Source organism: Aquabacterium sp. A7-Y, from assembly GCF_026153205.1.
Lineage (GTDB): Bacteria > Pseudomonadota > Gammaproteobacteria > Burkholderiales > Burkholderiaceae_C > Caldimonas.
This window is the reverse complement of record NZ_JAPFBW010000004.1, coordinates 201,426-219,932: the sequence shown is the minus strand read 5'-3', so window position 1 is coordinate 219,932 and position 18,507 is coordinate 201,426. Positions and strand designations below refer to the sequence as shown.

17 protein-coding genes are annotated in these 18,507 nt (G+C 68.5%); 14 read left to right on the top strand and 3 right to left on the bottom strand.

Annotated elements, in window-relative coordinates:
* The 3 genes from OOT46_RS05225 to OOT46_RS05215 form a co-directional block, all read right to left on the bottom strand.
* Window positions 1-564 (bottom strand): hypothetical protein, encoded by a 564-nt coding sequence (locus OOT46_RS05225; RefSeq protein ID WP_265402524.1) that lies wholly within the window; start codon window positions 562-564, stop codon window positions 1-3.
* Window positions 561-1,109, bottom strand: a complete 549-nt coding sequence (locus OOT46_RS05220) for a M23 family metallopeptidase (RefSeq protein WP_265402523.1) — start codon at window positions 1,107-1,109, stop codon at window positions 561-563. Before OOT46_RS05220 ends, OOT46_RS05225 begins: the two co-directional genes overlap by 4 nt.
* 116 nt (window positions 1,110-1,225) lie before the next feature.
* Window positions 1,226-2,296 carry an MBL fold metallo-hydrolase gene (locus tag OOT46_RS05215; protein ID WP_265402522.1) on the bottom strand — a complete coding sequence of 357 codons (1,071 nt, stop codon included), beginning with the start codon at window positions 2,294-2,296 and terminating at the stop codon, window positions 1,226-1,228.
* A gap of 41 nt (window positions 2,297-2,337) precedes the next feature.
* Between OOT46_RS05215 and OOT46_RS05210 the strand changes: the two genes are divergently transcribed.
* From OOT46_RS05210 to OOT46_RS05145, 14 genes are all read left to right on the top strand, one after another.
* Window positions 2,338-2,775 carry a MerR family transcriptional regulator gene (locus OOT46_RS05210; protein ID WP_265402521.1) on the top strand — a complete coding sequence of 146 codons (438 nt, stop codon included), beginning with the start codon at window positions 2,338-2,340 and terminating at the stop codon, window positions 2,773-2,775.
* 116 nt (window positions 2,776-2,891) lie between these two features.
* On the top strand, window positions 2,892-4,070 hold the full coding sequence (locus OOT46_RS05205) for an isovaleryl-CoA dehydrogenase (protein ID WP_265402520.1): 1,179 nt from the start codon (window positions 2,892-2,894) through the stop codon (window positions 4,068-4,070).
* A 104-nt stretch (window positions 4,071-4,174) separates the two neighbouring features.
* Entirely contained in the window at window positions 4,175-4,858 is a 684-nt protein-coding gene (can, locus tag OOT46_RS05200; protein ID WP_265402519.1) for a carbonate dehydratase, read from the top strand.
* Window positions 4,858-6,681 (top strand): bifunctional isocitrate dehydrogenase kinase/phosphatase, encoded by a 1,824-nt coding sequence (gene aceK, locus OOT46_RS05195; RefSeq protein ID WP_265402518.1) that lies wholly within the window; start codon window positions 4,858-4,860, stop codon window positions 6,679-6,681. Before can ends, aceK begins: the two co-directional genes overlap by 1 nt.
* Window positions 6,682-6,723: 42 nt before the next feature.
* A complete protein-coding gene (locus tag OOT46_RS05190; RefSeq protein WP_265402517.1) occupies window positions 6,724-7,902 on the top strand; it encodes an acetyl-CoA C-acyltransferase in 1,179 nt (392 codons plus the stop codon).
* A 30-nt stretch (window positions 7,903-7,932) separates the two neighbouring features.
* Window positions 7,933-8,388: a MaoC family dehydratase gene (locus tag OOT46_RS05185; RefSeq protein ID WP_265402516.1), complete on the top strand. Its 456-nt coding sequence runs from the start codon at window positions 7,933-7,935 to the stop codon at window positions 8,386-8,388.
* The gene (locus tag OOT46_RS05180; protein ID WP_265402515.1) at window positions 8,385-9,056 is read left to right on the top strand and encodes an SDR family oxidoreductase; all 672 of its coding nucleotides are present in this window, start codon (window positions 8,385-8,387) and stop codon (window positions 9,054-9,056) included. Before OOT46_RS05185 ends, OOT46_RS05180 begins: the two co-directional genes overlap by 4 nt.
* Before the next feature lie 65 nt (window positions 9,057-9,121).
* Complete coding sequence (locus OOT46_RS05175; RefSeq protein WP_265402514.1) at window positions 9,122-10,252, top strand: acyl-CoA dehydrogenase family protein; 1,131 nt, start codon at window positions 9,122-9,124, stop codon at window positions 10,250-10,252.
* Window positions 10,253-10,281: 29 nt separating this feature from the next.
* Window positions 10,282-11,724 (top strand): Trk system potassium transporter TrkA, encoded by a 1,443-nt coding sequence (trkA, locus tag OOT46_RS05170; protein WP_265402513.1) that lies wholly within the window; start codon window positions 10,282-10,284, stop codon window positions 11,722-11,724.
* A gap of 12 nt (window positions 11,725-11,736) precedes the next feature.
* Window positions 11,737-13,206 (top strand): TrkH family potassium uptake protein, encoded by a 1,470-nt coding sequence (locus OOT46_RS05165; RefSeq protein ID WP_265402512.1) that lies wholly within the window; start codon window positions 11,737-11,739, stop codon window positions 13,204-13,206.
* Between the two features lie 65 nt (window positions 13,207-13,271).
* Window positions 13,272-13,874 carry a 2-hydroxychromene-2-carboxylate isomerase gene (locus OOT46_RS05160; protein WP_265402511.1) on the top strand — a complete coding sequence of 201 codons (603 nt, stop codon included), beginning with the start codon at window positions 13,272-13,274 and terminating at the stop codon, window positions 13,872-13,874.
* A gap of 131 nt (window positions 13,875-14,005) precedes the next feature.
* Window positions 14,006-15,628 (top strand): carboxyl transferase domain-containing protein, encoded by a 1,623-nt coding sequence (locus OOT46_RS05155; RefSeq protein WP_265402510.1) that lies wholly within the window; start codon window positions 14,006-14,008, stop codon window positions 15,626-15,628.
* 20 nt (window positions 15,629-15,648) lie between these two features.
* Window positions 15,649-16,428 carry an enoyl-CoA hydratase/isomerase family protein gene (locus OOT46_RS05150; protein WP_265402565.1) on the top strand — a complete coding sequence of 260 codons (780 nt, stop codon included), beginning with the start codon at window positions 15,649-15,651 and terminating at the stop codon, window positions 16,426-16,428.
* A 20-nt stretch (window positions 16,429-16,448) separates the two neighbouring features.
* Entirely contained in the window at window positions 16,449-18,440 is a 1,992-nt protein-coding gene (locus tag OOT46_RS05145; protein ID WP_265402509.1) for an acetyl/propionyl/methylcrotonyl-CoA carboxylase subunit alpha, read from the top strand.
* Window positions 18,441-18,507 lie beyond the last annotated feature (67 nt).

The window sequence follows — 18,507 nt, the reverse complement described above, 5'->3', positions numbered from 1 at the left end:
TCAGGGATCCTGTCGATAGCAAACGATGTGCTGGGTCGACAGCGGTACGATGCGGCCGCGCTTCAGGTCGAAGGTCCAGGCCCGCTCGACGCCGGTGCGGGCGTCGATGCGTTCGCGTTGGCCCCAGCGTATCAGGGCGAAAAAGCTGGTGTCCGTGCGGCCGTTCAACTCACAGCTGCCGTTGGCGTACAGGTACAGGGCGTCGGGGTTCGTGGGGTCCCACTCGACTTCGAAGCGGGGCAGGAGCAGGGTGTCTGCAATCTGCATGGTGGCATGGCGGTCGACCCTGCCGACCTGGCGCTCCAGCATGACGACCGCTCGACCCTGACAGCGGGCTTGGGTGTACCACCATGGTTCGCGCCGGCGCCCACGGATCTCGATGCTTCCGCCGCCGTCCGTCGTGCACGACAAGGGGGGCGCAATGCGATCCCCGGGGAAGCGAGAGGTGTACTCGACGCCGACCAGGGCCTGGGCTTCCTTCTCGGCCCTGATCGACCAATCGTCATCTGCCGCCGCAAGCGTCGACAACAGCCCGAACACGAGGGCGAAAGCCGGCGACTTCATTCAATGCGCTCCCGGACGTTGACGCCGCGGATCTTCAGACCCGTCGCTCCCGACGTGGGCACTTTCTGTCCATGGCCTTCGAAGAAGGTCCAGCCTATGGGGGCGCGACCGTACAAGGTGGCCGGGTCGATCCGGCCGCCCAGACCTCTGCCGGGGTGTGGAACGGTGCGTATCTCGAAATGAAGATGCTGGTCTTCGCCATGTGGCGAGCGCGCATTGCCGGTGTCGCCGGTATAGCCGATGCGTTGACCTCGCTGGACTGGCTCAGTCCGTTCGACAAGCATGAAGCTCAAATGGCAATAGGCCGCGTACAGCGTCTGACCTCCATGCTCAAACCTAAGCAGGATGTGTTTGCCGAACTCGGCGTGTGTCGCTCTCGACTCTATGACCCCGTCCGCAATCGCATAGCAGGGGGTGCCAAGCGTCGCCGCCAGGTCCCATCCTTGGTGCGCTTTTTGGCCTCCCTCCCGCACATACCCAAACGAATTGTTTCGGATATCGCGCCGGATGTGGTTGCGCTCCAGCGGCCATGCGAGTGTGCCCATGGTGTTCCTCCCGTCATGTTGTGTGATGGAAGTCACATTCTGGCGTCAATGGGCGCTCACATCAATGTCAAGGCCGGCAGCCGCTACTCGGCGCCGACGGACGGTCAACGAGGGGCTCAGGCCAGCACGAAACGATGCACGCCGTCCGCCCCGGTCACGCGCCTCAGCTTCCCGTCCAGCCACAGCATGTGCAGGTGGGCGATCGCCTCGCCGATCGCGAAGGTGGTCTGGTGCAGGTCGAGCTTGCGCTTGAACATCACCGGCAGCAGGTCGGCGGCGGAGCAGGGCGCCTCGCCGCAGGCGGCCCGCACCTCGGCGAGGCGCTCCTCGTGGTGGGCCAGCAGCTGGTCGACCCGCTCGTGGACGCCGCGGAAGGGCCGGCCGTGCGAGGGCAGCACCAGCACCTCGTCGCTCAGCTCGCGCAGCTTCCCGATCGATGCCAGGTAGAGCGGCAGCGGGTTGCCCTCGGGCTCGACGTCGAACACGCTCACGTTGGTCGAGATGCGCGGCAGCAGCATGTCGCCGGAGATCATCACGCCCAGCGACTCGCTGTAAAGCGAGATGTGCTCGGGCGCATGGCCGTAGCCCGCGATGCAGCGCCAGGCAAAACCGCCGATGGACAGCTCCAGCCCGTCGATCAGGCGGCGGTACTGCGTCGGCACCTGCGGCACCATGTTGGCGTAGTAGTTGGAGCGCGCGCGCACCTTCTCGACCGAGTCCGGATCGGTCAGGCCATGGCTGGCGAAAAACCGGGCCGCCGCCTCGCCGCCGTAACCCGTCGTGCTTTGGCTCGCGATGCGCGCGCCGTTGTAGTCGGTCGCGCTGATCCAGAGCCGGCAGTTCCAGCGCTCGGTCAGCCAGTGAGCCAGGCCGATGTGGTCCGGGTGCATGTGCGTGACGATGACACGCAACACCGGCAGGCCCTGCAGCTCGTGCTCGAACACGCGCTCCCAGGCGGCGCGGGTGTCGTCATTGGTGATGCCGCAATCGACCACCGTCCAGCCCTCGACCGCCCGGCCATCCGGGCCTTCGGCGCGGTCGCGCAGCAGCCACAGGTTGATGTGGTCCAGCGCGAAGGGCAGGCCCATGCGCAGCCAGCGAACGCCGGGCGCGACTTCGAGGCTGTGCCCCGGCTCGGGCAGCTGGTCGCCGAGCGGGTAGTGGAGGCGTTGTTCGAGTGCGTTCATTGGCTACACTTTACGTAAACGTCAATCCAGTATAGAGAACCATGGCTGCATCCGCTGTCTCCTTGGCGTCCGTCCCGGCCGCCACCACGTACACGATCAGCGACCTGGCGCGGGAGTTCGACCTCACCACCCGAGCGATCCGCTTCTACGAGGATTGCGGCCTGCTGAGCCCCGAGCGCAGGGGGCCCAGCGGTCGCAACCGCGTCTATACCGCGCGCGATCGCACCCGGCTCAAGCTGACCTTGCGCGGCAAGCGCCTGGGCCTGAGCCTGGCCGAAATCAAGGAGCTGGTCGACATGTACGAATCGCCCCGCGACACCATGCCGCAGCTCAAGAAGTTCCTGACCGTGCTGGCCACCCACCGCGAGCAGCTGGAGCAGCAGATGGCAGACCTGCAGATCACCCTGGAGGAAGTGCGCACGCACGAAAAGGAAACCCGCCGCCTGCTTGGGGAAAGCGAGAAGAAGAAAAAGCCGTGAGCGGAGCGTCGGCCTCTACAATTGACGTTTACGTCAACGTCAATTCATTCGCGGCGCCGGCCCGGCCCGTGCCGGCGGCCTTGCGCAGCGCCGCTTTTTCCTGAAAGGTTTCCTCCATGCAACTGCCCGGACTCAACTTCCAGCTCGGCGAGGACATCGATGCGCTGCGCGACGCGGTGCGCGCCTTTGCCGAGGCCGAGATCGCGCCGCGGGCCGCCGAGATCGACCGCAGCGACCGCTTCCCGATGGACCTGTGGCGCAAGATGGGCGAGGTCGGGGTGCTGGGCATCACGGTCGAGGAGAGCTACGGCGGCGCCGCGATGGGCTACCTGGCCCACATGGTCGCGATGGAGGAGATCAGCCGCGCCTCGGCTTCGGTGGGCCTGAGCTACGGCGCGCACTCCAACCTCTGCGTCAACCAGATCCGCCGCAACGGCAGCGAGGCGCAGAAACGCAAGTACCTGCCGAAGCTCATCAGCGGCGAACACGTCGGCGCGCTGGCGATGAGCGAACCGGGCGCCGGTTCCGACGTCGTCAGCATGACGCTGCGCGCCGAGGACAAGGGCGGCTGCTACCTGCTCAACGGCAGCAAGATGTGGATCACCAACGGTCCCGACGCCGACACCCTGGTGGTGTATGCCAAGACCGATCCGGAGCTCAACGCCCAGGGCATCACGGCCTTCCTGGTCGAGAAGGGCATGAAGGGCTTCTCGATCGCCCAGAAGCTCGACAAGCTCGGCATGCGCGGTTCGCACACCGGCGAACTGGTGTTCGAGAACGTCGAGGTGCCGGCCGAGAACGTGCTGGGGGCCGTGAACGGCGGCACCAAGGTGCTGATGAGCGGGCTGGACTACGAGCGTGCCGTGCTGGCGGCGGGGCCCATCGGCATCATGCAGGCCGTGATGGACAACGTGGTGCCCTACATCCACGACCGCCGCCAGTTCGGCCGCAGCATCGGCGAGTTCCAGCTGATCCAGGGCAAGCTGGCGGACATGTACACGGTGCTGCAGGCGGCGCGCGCCTTCTGCTACACCGTGGGCAAGAACCTCGACAGCCTGGGCAGCGAACACGTGCGCCAGGTACGCAAGGACTGCGCCTCGGTCATCCTCTGGTGCGCCGAGAAGGCGACCTGGATGGCCGGCGAGGGCATCCAGATCTTCGGCGGCAACGGCTACATCAACGACTACCCGCTGGGCCGGCTGTGGCGCGACGCCAAGCTCTACGAGATCGGCGCGGGCACCAGCGAGATCCGCCGCATGCTGATCGGCCGCGAGCTGTTCTCCGAAACCGCCTGAGGGCGGCGCCACCGGCGCAGGCCGCCTTCAAGCTGACACACGCCTGAAACTCCCTGTGCCGGGCGGGTGCGTACACTGCGCACTGCAATTTCGGCGACCGCGCAATGAGCAAAGCACTTCAAGACCTTTTCGACAAGAACCGCAGCTGGGCCCAGAACCTCGAGCAGCGCCAGCCCGGCTTCTTCTCGCGTCTGCTGGAGCAGCAGGCGCCCGAATACCTCTGGATCGGCTGTTCCGACAGCCGCGTGCCTGCGAACGAGATCGTGGGACTGATGCCCGGCGACCTGTTCGTGCACCGCAACGTCGCCAACGTGGTGGTGCACTCCGACCTGAACTGCCTGTCCGTGATGGAGTTCGCGATCGACCTGCTCAAGGTCCGCCACATCATGGTGGTGGGCCACTACGGCTGCAGCGGCGTGAAGGCGGCGATGAACGGCGTGCGCATCGGCATCGCCGACAACTGGCTGCGCCACGTCGAGGACGTGCGCAACCGGCACCAGACCTGGCTGGACACGCTGGAAAGCGAGACCCAGCGCCACAACGCGCTGTGCGAGCTGAACGTGCTGGAGCAGGCCGTGCACGTCTGCCAGACCTCGGTGGTGCGCGAGGCCTGGACGCGAGGCCAGGAGGTGGTGGTGCACGGCTGGGTCTACGGCCTGCACAACGGCCTGCTGCAGGACCTGCGCATGACGGTGGGCGACGCCGATGCGGTGCAGGCTGCCTACCAGGACGCGGTGGCGCAGCTGAAGGCACGCTACGACCGGCAGCGCGAGCTCGGGGCAGGCTGATGTTCCCCCAGCAGCTCGACGATCGCCGCGCTTTCGGCATCGCGCAGGCGATGCTGGAAGGCTTCAACCGGCACTACCGGCTGTTCCGCGAGGCCAGCATCGCGGCCAAGCAGCGTTTCGAGGCGGCCGACTGGCACGGCCAGCAGCGCGCCCAGCGCGAACGCATCGAGTTCTACGACAAGCGCGTCGACGAGGCGGTCGAGCGGCTGCAGACCGAGTTCAAGGCCCACGAGCTGCCGATGAACGTCTGGCAGCAGGTCAAGCTGCACTACATCGGGCTGCTGACCAACCACCTGCGCCCGGAGCTGGCCGAGACCTTCTTCAACTCGGTCACCACCAAGATCCTGCACCGCAGCTACTTCCACAACAATTTCATCTTCGTGCGCCCGGCCATCTCGACCGAGTACATCGAGAACGAGGAGCCGGGTTCGCAGCCGACCTACCGCGCCTACTACCCGACGCGCGAGACCATGGGCGAGGTGCTGCACCGCATCGTCACCAACTTCCAGCTCAACCGCGAGTTCGACGACCTGGACCGCGACGTCGAGAACGTGCTGCGCGCGATGAGCCAGCAGTTCGGCGAGGTGCGCCTGCGCACCAACTTCCAGATCCAGGTGCTGAGTTCGCTGTTCTTCCGCAACAAGGGCGCCTACGTCGTCGGCAAGATCATCAACGGCTTCCGCGAGACGCCGTTCGCGATGCCCATCCTGCACAACAGCAAGGGCCGGCTCTACATCGACGCGGTGCTGTTCGGCGAAGACGAGATGCAGATGCTGTTCAGCTTCGCGCGGGCCTACTTCATGGTGGAGATGGAAATCCCGGCCGCGTATGTGCACTTCCTGCGCTCGCTGATGCCGCGCAAGCCGCGCTCGGAGATCTACAACGCGCTGGGCCTGCAGAAGCAGGGCAAGAACCTGTTCTACCGGGACTTCCTGTTCCACCTGAGGCATTCGAGCGACCGCTTCCGCATCGCACCCGGCATCAAGGGCATGGTGATGCTGGTGTTCGACCTGCCGTCCTTTCCCTATGTGTTCAAGGTCATCAAGGACTTCTACCCGCCGCAGAAGGAAACCTCGCGCGAGCTGATCCAGAGCAAGTACCTGCTGGTGAAACAGCACGACCGGGTGGGCCGCATGGCCGACACGCTCGAGTACTCCAACGTGGCCTTCCCGCGGGCCCGTTTCGACGAGGAGCTGGTGGCCGAGCTGAAGCACTTCTGCCCCAGCCTGATCGAGGAGGACAACGGTGACCTGGTCATCAAGCACCTCTACATCGAGCGCCGCATGATCCCGCTCAACATCTTCCTGCAGGAAGGCTCGCCCGAGCAGATCGAGCACGGCGTCATCGAGTACGGCAACGCCATCAAGGACCTGGTGGCAGCCAACATCTTCCCCGGCGACATGCTGTGGAAAAACTTCGGCGTCACGCGCAACGGCAAGGTCGTGTTCTACGACTACGACGAGATCGAATACCTGACCGACTGCAACTTCCGCAAGGTGCCCGCGCCGCGCAACGAGGAAGAGGAGCTCTCCGGCGAGGTCTGGTACCCGGTGGGCCCCAAGGACATCTTCCCCGAGACCTTCGAGCCCTTTCTGCTCGGCAACGAGAAGGTGCGCGCGGTGTTCATGCGCCACCATGCCGATCTGCTCGACCCGGCTTTCTGGCAGGGCCACAAGGAGCGCATCCTCGCCGGCCACGTGCACGACGTGTTCCCCTACGACACGGCGAAACGTTTTATCCGCAACGGACGTCCGCGCGGCGAGCGCCCCGGCGCCTCGGCCCCCGGTCCGGCCCCGGCCGCGGCGCCGGCCGACGCCAAGTGAACCGCATTTCGACTTTCGACTGATCCCTTGAAGGAGACCCTCATGTCCGATTCCATCGTGATTGCTTCCGCCGCCCGCACTCCCATGGGCGGCCTGCTCGGCGAACTGGCCGGGCTGTCGGCCTGGGAGCTGGGCGCCGTCGCCATCCGCGCGGCCGTGGAGCGCGCCGGCGTGCCCGGCGACGCGGTCAACGAAGTGCTGATGGGCAACTGCCTGATGGCCGGCCAGGGCCAGGCGCCGGCCCGACAGGCGGCCCTGAAGGCCGGCCTGCCGCAGTCGGCCGGCGCGGTGACCCTGTCGAAGATGTGCGGCTCGGGCATGCGCGCGATGATGTTCGGCCACGACATGCTGGCTGCCGGTAGCGCCGACGTGGTGGTGGCCGGCGGCATGGAAAGCATGACCAACGCCCCCCACCTGGCCTTCGTCCGCAAGGGCCAGAAATACGGCGCCACCACCTTCTACGACCACATGGCGCTGGACGGTCTCGAAGACGCCTATGAGCGGGGCAAGGCCATGGGCGTCTTCGCAGAGAATTGCGTCTCGAAATACGGCTTCAGCCGGGAAGCGCAGGACGCCTTCGCCATCGCCTCGACCGAGCGGGCGCTGAAAGCCAACCAGGACGGCAGCTTCGACTGGGAGATGGCGCCGGTCACGCTGGCTGGCAAGGGCGGCGAGCAGCAGATCGCCAAGGACGAACAGCCCTTCAAGGCGCGGCTCGACAAGATCCCTGGCCTGAAGCCTGCTTTCAAGAAGGACGGCAGCATCACGGCAGCGACCTCGTCGAGCATTTCCGACGGTGCCGCGGCCCTGGTGTTGATGCGCGAATCGACCGCTCGCCAGAGGGGTGTGCAGCCGCTGGCGCGGGTGCGGGCCCACGCGGTGTTTGCCCAGGCGCCGGAGTGGTTCACCACTGCGCCGGTCGGAGCCATCGACCGGGTGCTGCAAAAGACCGGCTGGACGGCGGCGGACGTCGACCTGTGGGAGATCAACGAAGCCTTCGCGGCGGTGACGATGGCGGCCATGGCCGAGCACAAATTGCCGCACGAGAAGGTGAATGTGCACGGCGGCGCCTGCGCCCTCGGCCACCCCATCGGTGCCAGCGGCGCGCGCATCGTCGTGACCCTGCTGGGGGCGCTGCGCAAGCAGGGCCTGAAAAAGGGAGTGGCAGCGTTGTGTATCGGCGGCGGCGAAGCGACCGCCATGGCCGTGGAGCTCCTCTGAGCTCCACTTCTTGAGCTTGGGAGGACACCTATGAGTGCAGTTGCAGAAAACGAAATCGTTGCGGTCGGTGAAACCTTCGGCAAGACCGTACGTTTCACGGAGCAGGACATCGCGGCCTTTGCCGCCGCCTGCCAGGACAGCAATCCGCTGCACCGCGACCAGGCCGAGGCGGGGCAGTCCCGCTTCGGCGAAGTCATCGCCAGTGGCCCGCACACCGCCTCGATGCTGATGGGCCTGGCCGCCAGCCACTTCTCGCGTCGCAACGACGGCGTGAAGCGGCAGATGGTGTGCCTGAATTTCAACTTCGCGTACAAGGCACCGGTCTACGCCAACGAGGACATCACCCTGCACTGGGTGGTGTCCTCGGTGGAATGGAACCGCAAGCTCGGCGGCTACGTGGTGCTGGTCGACGGCGCCGCAAGCACCCAGCGCTCGGGCGTCGCGGTGGTCAGCCGCGGCACGCTGCTGGTCAAGGAAGTTGAATGAGCTCGGCGCTGGTGCTGGGCGCTTCGCGCGGCATCGGCCATGAATTCGCGCGCCAGTGGCGCGCCGAGGGGTGGCGCGTCGTGGCCACCGCCCGCGACGAGGCCGGGCTGGAACGGCTGCGCGCGCTCGGCTGTGAGGCACTGCCGCTGGATGTCACCGACACCGCGAGCGTCGCGGGCCTGGGCTGGCGGCTCGACGGCGAGCGTTTCGACCGGGTGGTGCTCAACGCCGGCGTCTACGGCCCGCACACCAGCGGTCTGGAGCCGCCGGGCCAGGCCGACTTCGACCACGTGATGCACACCAACGTGCTGGGTCCGATGCGCCTGGTGTCCCAGCTCGAGGGCGCGCTCGCGCCCGGGGCACGGCTGATCGTTCTGTCCTCGCAGATGGGCTCGATCGGCGAGCGCTCGGGCAGCGCCGGCTGGCTCTACCGCGCCTCCAAGGCGGCGCTGAACTCGGTGCTGGCCGACACCGCCCGGGTGTTCGGTGAGCGCGGCGTGGTCTGCGCCGCGGTCCACCCCGGCTGGGTGCGCACCGACATGGGCGGGCCCAGCGCGGCCCTGCCTGTCGAGCACAGCGTCTCCGACCTGCGCCGCCTGATGGACCGTCTCGACAGCGCCGACAACGGCGGATTTTTCAACCACGACGGCGCCCCTATTCCCTGGTGAGTGCCGCTGCGCGCGGCGGGCTTCACGAGAGCCCGAGGCGCGCCCCGACGCACGGAACACGACCCATGCTGCTGACCCAAGACCAGACCCTGATCCGCGACGCGGTGCGCGCCTTCGTGCAGGAGCAGGTGCTGCCGCACGCCGCTCGCTGGGACAGGGAACACCACTTCCCCCAGGACGTGCACCGCGGTCTCGCGGCGCTCGGCACTTACGGCGTCTGTGTGCCCGCCGAATACGGCGGCGCCGGGCTGGACTATCTCAGCCTGGCGCTGGTGCTGGAGGAGATCGCCGCCGGCGACGGTGGCACCAGCACCGCGGTCAGCGTCAACAACTGCCCCGTCTGCGCGATCCTGATGCGCTATGGCAGCGAGGCCCAGAAGCAGCGCTGGCTGGTGCCGCTCGCGCAGGGCGAGCTGCTGGGCGCCTTTTGCCTGACCGAGCCGCATGTGGGCTCCGACGCCTCGGCGCTGCGCACCACCGCGGTCCGCGACGGCGACTGCTACGTGATCCAGGGCGTCAAGCAGTTCATCACCAGCGGCAAGAACGGCCAGCTCGCCATCGTCATTGCCGTCACCGACAAGGCTGCCGGCAAGCGCGGCATCAGTGCCTTCGTCGTGCCCACCGACACGCCCGGCTACCAGGTGGCGCGGCTGGAGGAGAAGACCGGGCAGCATTCCAGCGACACCGCCCAGATCGTCTTCGAGCAGTGCCGCGTGCCGGCCGATCACCTCATCGGCGCCGAAGGCGAGGGCTACCGCATCGCGCTGTCGGCCTTGGAGGGCGGGCGCATCGGCATCGCCGCGCAGAGCGTTGGCATGGCCCGGGCGGCCTTCGAGGCGGCGCTGGCCTATGCGAAGCAGCGCGAGAGTTTCGGCAAGCCCATCTTCGAGCACCAGGCGGTGCAGTTCCGGCTCGCCGAGATGGCCACCCGCATCGAAGTCGCGCGCCAGATGGTCTGGCACGCGGCGGCGCTGCGCGATGCCGGCCAGCCCTGCCTGAAGGAGGCCGCGATGGCCAAGCTCTATGCCTCCGAGATGGCCGAGCGCGTTTGCTCGGAGGCGATCCAGGTGCACGGCGGCTACGGCTATGTGAGCGACTTCCCGGTGGAGCGCATCTGGCGCGACGTGCGCGTCTGCCAGATCTACGAAGGCACTTCCGATGTGCAGAAGATCCTGATTGCGAGGGCCTTGGGCTGAGCTGGGCAGCCGGCCCATAATCGCCCGACATGAACATCATCATCCTCGGCGTGGGCCGGGTCGGCGAGAGCGTCGCCGAGAACCTGGTGTCCGAGTGCAACGACATCACCGTGATCGACACCAACCCGGTGCGGGTCCGCGAGCTGCAGGACCGCCTGGACCTGCGCGGCGTGGTCGGCAACGGCATCCAGCCCTCGGTGCTGCAGGAGGCGGGCGCGGCCGATGCCGACATGCTGATCGCCTGCTCGCCGCTGGACGAAACCAACCTGGTGACCTGCAAGATCGGGCACGATCTCTACAACATCCCGACCACGATCGCGCGGGTGCGCTCGCCCGAGTTCGTCGATGGCGGTCCGCTGATGGGGCGCTCGGGTTTCGCGGTGGACCGCGTGATCTGCCCCGAAGCTTCGTTGACGCGCTACATCCGCAAGCTCATCGAGTACCCGGAGGCGCTCCAGGTGGTGGAGTTCGCCCAGGGCCGGGTCTGCCTGCTGGCGGTGCGGGCGGTGCTGGGCGCACCGCTGGTCGGGCATGCGATCAAGGATCTGAAGGCCATGATCGGCGAGGCCGAGCTGCGCATCGTCTCGATCTACCGCCGGGAGAGCGAAGCCCCCGACCGCCTGATCGCGTGCACCGGTGAGACGCGGGTCGAGCCCGGCGACGAGGTGTTCGTGCTCGCGCCCACCGGCGACGTGCGGCCGGTGCTGCACCTGCTGCGCCGGCGTGACCGCCCGGTCAAGCGGGTCATGATCGCCGGCGGCGGCCGGGTCGGTCTCAGGCTGGCGCGCCTGCTGCAAGCCGAGTACCGCGTGAAGGTCATCGAGCACGACGCGCAGCGGTGCCAGTACCTGGCGACGCAGCTGTCCGCGGGCACCCTGGTGCTGCAGGGCGACTCCACCGACGAGGACCTGCTCGAGGAGGAGAACGTGCGCGACGTGGACCTCTTCCTCGCCCTCACCAACGATGACGAGGACAACATCATGTCCTGCCTGCTGGCCAAGCGCATGGGCGCGCGGCGGGTGCTGGCGCTGATCAACCGCAAGTCCTACGCCGACCTGGTTCAGGGCACCGAGATCGACATCGCGCTGTCGCCGGCGCAGGCCGTGATCGGCGAATTGCTGGCCTATGTGCGGCGCGGCGACGTCGAGGCCGTCCACAGCCTGCGCCGCGGCGCGGCCGAGGCGCTGGAGGCGGTGGCCCGCGGCGACGCCAAGTCGTCCAAGGTGGTGGGCCGGCGCATCGAGCAGATCGCGCTGCCGCGCGGTGCGCAGATCGGCGCCATCGTGCGCGGTCTGCCGGAGGACGGCGTGCCGGCCGAGGAGGCCGAGGCGCAGCGCCGTGACGCGCGGGTGCTGATCGCCCACCACGACACCGTGATCGAGGCCAACGACCATGTCGTCATCTTCCTGCCGAGCAAGCGTGACGTGCGCGAGATCGAGCGGCTGTTCCAGGTGAGCGCGACCTTCTTCTGAGCAGTGTTCCTGATGCAGTCCCTCCTGCCCGTGCTCGGCATCCTCGGTGCCATCCTGATGTTTTTCGCGGCCGCGATGGGTGTGCCCTATGCGGTCTCGGGCTGGCTCCGGGACACGGCGATCGGTGCCTGGCCGGCGTCGATGGCCGCGACCTTCGGCTGCGGCCTGGCGCTGTGGCTCGGCGCGCGCCGCTTCCGACGTGAGCTGCAGGCGCGCGACGGGGTCCTGCTGGTGTCGCTGGCCTGGACCGTGCTGCCGCTGTTCGCCTGCCTGCCGCTGCTGCTGTACTTCCACCAGGACGCCCGCCCGATCTCCTTCACCGACGCCTACTTCGAGGCCATGTCGGGGCTCACGACGACGGGCGCCACGGTGCTGAGCGGGCTGGACGCGCTGCCGGTCTCGATCAACCTGTGGCGTTGCCTGCTGCAGTGGATGGGCGGCATGGGCATCCTGGTGCTGGCAGTGGCCATCCTGCCGCTGCTGGGTGCCGGCGGCAGCCAGCTCTTCAAGGCCGAGACGGCCGGCCCGCTCAAGGACACCAAGCTGACGCCGCGCATCACCGAGACCGCCAAGGGCCTGTGGAGCGTCTACGTCAGCTTCTCGATCGCCTGCCTGCTGGTCTACCGCATCGGCGGCATGGGCTGGCCGGACGCCTGGATGCACATGTTCACGACGGTCAGCCTCGGCGGCCTGTCTTCGCACGACAGCAGCTTCGGTTACTTCCGATCGCCTCTGCTCGAGGGGGCCTGCGTGGTGTTCATGTTGCTGGCCAGCTGCAATTTCGCGCTTTATTTCGTGGCCCTGCGCAAACGCAGCGCCCGCCAGCTGCTGGGCGATTCGGAGACCCGGGCCACCCTGGGCCTGATGGTGGGTGCCAGCTTGCTGGTGGCCGCGCTGCTGCTGCTCAAGGGCAGCTATGCCGATCCGCTGCTCGCGTTGCGGCATGCGTTTTTCAACGTGGTCTCGGTGGCCTCGACCACCGGCTTCGCGACCGTCGACTACAGCCGCTGGCCCATCTTCGCCCCGGTCCTGATGCTGATGCTGTCCGGTGTCGCGACCAGCGCCGGCTCGACCGGCGCCGGCATCAAGATGGTCCGCGTGATCATCCTGCTCAAGCAGGCCCGGCGTGAGATGTCGCGCCTGGTGCATCCGCGTGCCGTCAACCCGGTGATGCTGGGCGCAAGCCCGGTGCACTCCAGCGCCATCTTCGCGGTGCTGGCCTTCATGCTGGTCTACGGCGCCACCATCCTGGGGCTCACGATGGTGATGCTGCTGACCGACCTGGATGTCGTGACCGCCTTCACCGCGGTGGCCGCGAGTGTCAACAACATGGGTCCGGGCCTTGGGCCGGTCGGCCCGGCCGGCACCTTCGGTCCCCTCAGCGACGTGCAGACCTGGGTCTGCACGCTGGCAATGCTGCTCGGTCGGCTGGAGATGCTGTCTTTCATGGTGCTGCTCACTCCCTCGTTCTGGCGCAAGTAATGCCCGCCCGAGGCCACGGGTTTCTGCCCGTCTTGGCTGGCGGCGAGGCGGACTAGGATGGGCCCATGCGTACCCCCATCGATTTCTATTTCGACTTCTCCTCGCCCTACGCCTACATCGCGTCAGAGTGGATCGAGGCGCTGGCGGCGCGCCATGGCCGCACGGTGCGCTGGCACGCGATCCTGCTCGGCGTGACCTTCCAGGCGGCCGGACTGCGGCCGCCCATGGAGCACCCGATCAAACGCGAGTACACCTTGCGCGACTTTGCCCGCTCGGCCAGCGCCGAGGGGGTGCCTTTCGTGCAGCCCGAGGTTTTCCCCATCCCGACCCAGAACGCCGCCCGCCTCTACTGGTGGCTGGCCGAGAACGACCCGGCGCGGGCCGTGCCCTGGGCGCGCGCCGCCTTCCGCGCCTATTTCGGTCGCGGCGTCAACCTGGCCGACGTGGAGGCCCTGAAGGCCTTGGCGGCCGATTTCGGCCTGCTGCCGGAAGAGGCCGAGGCGGTCTGGAACGACGGCCGCTGGAAGGAGCGCCTGAAACACGCCAACGAGGCGGCCGTGGCCGCGGGCGTGTTCGGCGCGCCTTTTTTCATGGTCGACGGCGAGCCCTTCTGGGGCAACGACCGCAAGGCGCAGATCGAGCGCTGGCTGAGCCAGGGCCCGTTCTGAGCCAGGCGGGCCCCCGCTTGCGGGCAAGCGCTGGTCAGGCGACGACAACTTGCGTAAGATTGACGTTTACGTAAACGTCACAGGCGGGCGAGCCGAATCAAAACGACCCGCCGGCCGGCCCCGAGGACCCCATGCCCGTTCTTGAATCCAAGTTGTCCCCCCGCTCGGAGGACTTCAAGGCCAATGCGGCCGCGATGCAGGCCCTGGTGGCCGACCTCAACGCTCGCCTGGCCACGATCGCCCAGGGAGGCGGCGAGGCCGCCCGCGCCAAGCACCTGGCGCGCGGCAAGCTGTTGCCGCGCGATCGGGTCGAGATGCTGCTCGACCCCGGCACGCCCTTTCTCGAGATCGCGCCGCTGGCCGCGCTCGGGATGTACCCCGAGAAGGACGGGCGCGATGCCGCCCCCGGCGCGGGCGTGATCGCCGGCATCGGCCGCGTCTCGGGCGTCGAGTGCGTGATCGTCTGCAACGACGCGACGGTCAAGGGCGGCACCTACTACCCGATGACGGTGAAAAAACACCTGCGGGCCCAGGAGATCGCGCAGCAGAACCGGCTGCCGTGCATCTACCTGGTCGACTCCGGGGGGGCCAACCTGCCCAACCAGGACGAGGTGTTCCCCGACCGCGACCACTTCGGCCGCATCTTCTACAACCAGGCCCGCATGAGCGCCGAGGGCATCCCCCAGCTGGCCGTGGTGATGGGCTCCTGCACCGCGGGCGGCGCCTACGTGCCGGCGATGAGCGACGAGACCATCATCGTCAAGGAGCAGGGCACTATCTTCCTGGGCGGCCCGCCGCTGGTGAAGGCGGCGACCGGCGAGGTGGTGAGCGCCGAGGACCTGGGCGGCGGCGACGTGCACACCCGGCTCTCGGGTGTGGCCGACCACCTGGCGCAGAACGACCTGCATGCGCTGGCCCTGGCGCGCGCCTCGGTCGCGCGACTCAACGGGTGCAAGCCGGAGACCGGCGCGACCGTGGCCTCGCGACCGCCGAAGTACGACGCGCGGGAGCTGTACGGCATCATCCCCACCGACACCCGCAAGCCCTTCGACGTGCGCGAGGTCATCGCCCGCATCGTCGACGCCAGCGAGTTCGACGAGTTCAAGGCGCGTTATGGCGCGACGCTGGTGACCGGCTTCGCCCACATCGACGGCATGCCGGTGGGCGTCATCGCCAACAACGGCATCCTGTTCGCCGAGAGCGCGAACAAGGGCGCACACTTCATCGAGCTGTGCTGCCAGCGCAAGGTGCCGCTGGTGTTCCTGCAGAACATCACGGGCTTCATGGTGGGTCGCAAGTACGAGAACGAAGGCATTGCCCGCGCCGGCGCCAAGATGGTCACCGCGGTGGCCTGCGCCGAGGTGCCCAAGTTCACGGTCATCATCGGGGGCAGTTTCGGCGCCGGCAACTACGGCATGTGCGGCCGCGCCTATGGCCCCCGCCTGCTGTGGATGTGGCCCAACGCCCGCATCAGCGTGATGGGCGGCGAGCAGGCCGCCAGCGTGCTGGCCACCGTCAGGCGCGACGGCATCGAGTCCAAGGGCGGACACTGGAGCGCCGAGGAGGAAGAAGCCTTCAAGGCGCCGATACGGCGCCAGTACGAAGACCAGGGCCACCCCTATTACGCGTCGGCCCGGCTGTGGGACGACGGCGTGATCGACCCCGCCGACACCCGTCGCGTGCTGGCGCTGGCGCTGAGCGCGAGTCGCAACGCCCCCATCCCCGACACCCGCTTCGGTGTCTTCCGCATGTGACCTACGACGCAGGCAACCCGATGCAGACGCTCGACATCCAGCGCCAGGGCCCGGTGGCCCGCGTGTGGCTCAACCGCCCCGAGGTGCGCAACGCCTTCAACGACACCACCATCACCGAGCTGACCCGTTGCTTCCATGCGCTGGGCCAGGACGAGAGCCTGCGGGTGATCGTGCTGGGCGCGCACGGCAAGGCCTTCAGCGCCGGCGCGGACCTGAACTGGATGCGCGCGATGGCCGACTACAGCTGGGAGGAGAACCGCGACGACGCGGCCCGCCTGGCCGAGATGCTGTGGACGCTCTACAGCTGCCCGGTGCCGCTGGTCGGCCGCATCCAGGGCGACTGTTATGCCGGCGGCGTGGGGCTGGCGGCGGTGTGCGACATCGTCGTGGCCGCCGAGCCGGTGCAGTTCTGCCTCTCGGAGGCGAAGCTGGGGCTGCTGCCCGCGACCATCAGCCCTTATGTGATCCGGGCGATGGGCGAGCAGGCGGCGCGCCGCTACTTCGTCACCGCCGAGCGCTTCGGCGCCCGCGAGGCCCAGCGTTTCGGCTTCGTGCACGAGGTCTGCGCGCCCGAGGCGCTGGACACGCAGGTGGAGGCGCTGGTGCAGGCGATCGTCGCCAACGGGCCGCAGGCCGTGAAGGCCTGCAAGCGCCTGGTGCAGGACATCGCCGGCGCGCGGCTCACGCCGGAACTGCGCGCCGACACCGCCCGCCGCATCGCCGACGTGCGCGCGAGCGCCGAGGGGCGCGAAGGCGTGCGCTCCTTCCTCGACAAGCGGCCCGCCGCCTGGACGCTCTGAACACAACCCGCCGAGACACGATGTTCAAGAAGATCCTGATCGCCAACCGCGGCGAGATCGCCTGCCGCGTCGCCGCCACCGCGCGCCGCCTGGGCATCCGCACCGTCGCGGTCTATTCCGACGCCGATGCCGGCGCGCGCCACGTGCGTGCCTGCGACGAAGCGGTGCACATCGGCGCCTCGGCGCCGCGCGAGAGTTACCTGCTGGCCCAGCGCGTGCTCGAAGCCGCCCGCGCCACTGGCGCCGAGGCGGTGCACCCCGGCTACGGGTTCCTGAGCGAAAACGAGCACTTCGCGCGCGCCTGTGCCGAGGCGGGCATCGCCTTCATCGGACCACCGGCCTCGGCCATCGCCGCGATGGGCAGCAAGGCGGCGGCCAAGGCCTTGATGGAGAAGGCCGGCGTGCCGCTGGTGCCCGGCTACCACGGCGAGCGCCAGGAGCCCGACTTCCTCAAGGCCGAAGCCGGGCGCATCGGCTACCCGGTGCTGATCAAGGCCAGCGCCGGGGGCGGCGGCAAGGGCATGCGGCTGGTCCAGCAGGCCGAGGAGTTCGAGGCGGCGCTCGCGTCCTGCAAGCGTGAGGCCGCGGCGAGCTTCGGCGACGACCACGTGCTGGTCGAGCGGTACGTCACACGCCCGCGCCACATCGAGATCCAGGTGTTCGGCGACAGCCACGGCGAGTGCGTGTACCTCTTCGAGCGCGACTGCTCGGTGCAGCGCCGCCACCAGAAGGTGCTGGAGGAGGCCCCGGCGCCGGGCATGACACCCGAGCGCCGGGCCGAGATGGGCGAGGCCGCGGTGGCGGCCGCGCGGGCCGTGGCTTACGTCGGCGCCGGCACGGTGGAGTTCATCGCCGAGCAGGACGGGCGTTTCTACTTCATGGAGATGAACACCCGGCTGCAGGTCGAGCACCCGGTGACCGAGGCCATCACCGGCCATGACCTGGTCGAGTGGCAGCTCCGGGTCGCCGCGGGCGAGCCGCTGCCGGCGCGCCAGCACGAGCTGCGCCTGCACGGCCATGCGATCGAGGCGCGGCTGTGCGCCGAGAACCCGGAGGCGCAGTTCCTGCCGGCCACCGGGCGGCTGCGTGTGTTCCGCGCCCCGGCTGCAGCGGCCGAGTTCGCGGTGGCGCCGGTGCGCATCGACGCCGGCGTGCGCGAGGGCGACGAGATCTCGCCCTGGTACGACTCGATGATCGCCAAGCTCATCGTCTGGGGCGAGGACCGGGCCCAGGCCCTGGCCCGCCTCGACGCCGCGCTGGCCGAGACCCACATCGTCGGGCTGCACACCAACGTGGCTTTCCTGCGGCGCGTCGTGGCGAGCCGCTCCTTCGCTCAGGCCGACCTCGACACCGCGCTGATCGAGCGCGAACGCGAGGCCTTGTTCGGGCAGCCCGGTCTGCCGCTGGAGGGCGCCTTGGCCGGCGTGGCGGCGCGCCTGCTGCAGGAGGAGGCGGCGACGCAAACCACCGATCCGTGGTCGCGTCGCGATGGCTGGCGCCTGCACGGCGTGGCGCGCAGGCGCCTCGAGGTGCTCGACGCGGCCGGCCAGCGCCATGTCGCGAGCCTGGAATACCTGCACGACGGTTCGCACCTGGTGGAACTCGCCGGGCAGCGCCTGCCGCTGCGCGCCGGCCCGCTCGGTGCCGACCGCTACGACGTCCGCCTCGGCGAGCGGCGCTGGACCCTTTCGGTATACCGCCATGGCGATGGCTTCGCGGTGTTCGGACCGCAGGGCAGCGCCTCGCTGCAATGGCTCGATGCGATCGCCCATGCCGGCGAGGGCGGCCACGACGCGGGCCGTCTCACCGCGCCGATGCCGGGCAAGCTGATTGCGCTGCACGTCCAGGCCGGCCAGTCGGTGCGCAAGGGCCAGGCGCTCGCGGTGATGGAGGCGATGAAGATGGAACACAGCATTGCCGCGCCCGCCGACGGCATCGTCGACGTGGTGCTCTACCGGGTCGGCGACCAGCTCGCCGAGGGCGCCGAGCTGTTGCGCCTGAAGACCGCCTGAGCGCACCCCGAGCGCGGATCGCGCCTCGCGGGCAGAATGAACGGCCGGACCGGCGTCATGCCGTCCG

What these genes read in the sequence shown, in the direction of transcription:
- trkA (WP_265402513.1), top strand. Translation starts at nt 10,282, where the DNA reads ATGAACATCATCATCCTCGGCGTGGGCCGGGTCGGCGAGAGCGTCGCC.
- OOT46_RS05145 (WP_265402509.1), top strand. Translation starts at nt 16,449, where the DNA reads ATGTTCAAGAAGATCCTGATCGCCAACCGCGGCGAGATCGCCTGCCGC.
- can (WP_265402519.1), top strand. Translation starts at nt 4,175, where the DNA reads ATGAGCAAAGCACTTCAAGACCTTTTCGACAAGAACCGCAGCTGGGCC.
- OOT46_RS05185 (WP_265402516.1), top strand. Translation starts at nt 7,933, where the DNA reads ATGAGTGCAGTTGCAGAAAACGAAATCGTTGCGGTCGGTGAAACCTTC.
- OOT46_RS05225 (WP_265402524.1), bottom strand. Translation starts at nt 564, where the DNA reads ATGAAGTCGCCGGCTTTCGCCCTCGTGTTCGGGCTGTTGTCGACGCTT.
- OOT46_RS05165 (WP_265402512.1), top strand. Translation starts at nt 11,737, where the DNA reads ATGCAGTCCCTCCTGCCCGTGCTCGGCATCCTCGGTGCCATCCTGATG.
- OOT46_RS05150 (WP_265402565.1), top strand. Translation starts at nt 15,649, where the DNA reads ATGCAGACGCTCGACATCCAGCGCCAGGGCCCGGTGGCCCGCGTGTGG.
- OOT46_RS05160 (WP_265402511.1), top strand. Translation starts at nt 13,272, where the DNA reads ATGCGTACCCCCATCGATTTCTATTTCGACTTCTCCTCGCCCTACGCC.
- OOT46_RS05180 (WP_265402515.1), top strand. Translation starts at nt 8,385, where the DNA reads ATGAGCTCGGCGCTGGTGCTGGGCGCTTCGCGCGGCATCGGCCATGAA.
- OOT46_RS05220 (WP_265402523.1), bottom strand. Translation starts at nt 1,109, where the DNA reads ATGGGCACACTCGCATGGCCGCTGGAGCGCAACCACATCCGGCGCGAT.
- aceK (WP_265402518.1), top strand. Translation starts at nt 4,858, where the DNA reads ATGTTCCCCCAGCAGCTCGACGATCGCCGCGCTTTCGGCATCGCGCAG.
- OOT46_RS05210 (WP_265402521.1), top strand. Translation starts at nt 2,338, where the DNA reads ATGGCTGCATCCGCTGTCTCCTTGGCGTCCGTCCCGGCCGCCACCACG.
- OOT46_RS05175 (WP_265402514.1), top strand. Translation starts at nt 9,122, where the DNA reads ATGCTGCTGACCCAAGACCAGACCCTGATCCGCGACGCGGTGCGCGCC.
- OOT46_RS05155 (WP_265402510.1), top strand. Translation starts at nt 14,006, where the DNA reads ATGCCCGTTCTTGAATCCAAGTTGTCCCCCCGCTCGGAGGACTTCAAG.
- OOT46_RS05190 (WP_265402517.1), top strand. Translation starts at nt 6,724, where the DNA reads ATGTCCGATTCCATCGTGATTGCTTCCGCCGCCCGCACTCCCATGGGC.
- OOT46_RS05215 (WP_265402522.1), bottom strand. Translation starts at nt 2,296, where the DNA reads ATGAACGCACTCGAACAACGCCTCCACTACCCGCTCGGCGACCAGCTG.
- OOT46_RS05205 (WP_265402520.1), top strand. Translation starts at nt 2,892, where the DNA reads ATGCAACTGCCCGGACTCAACTTCCAGCTCGGCGAGGACATCGATGCG.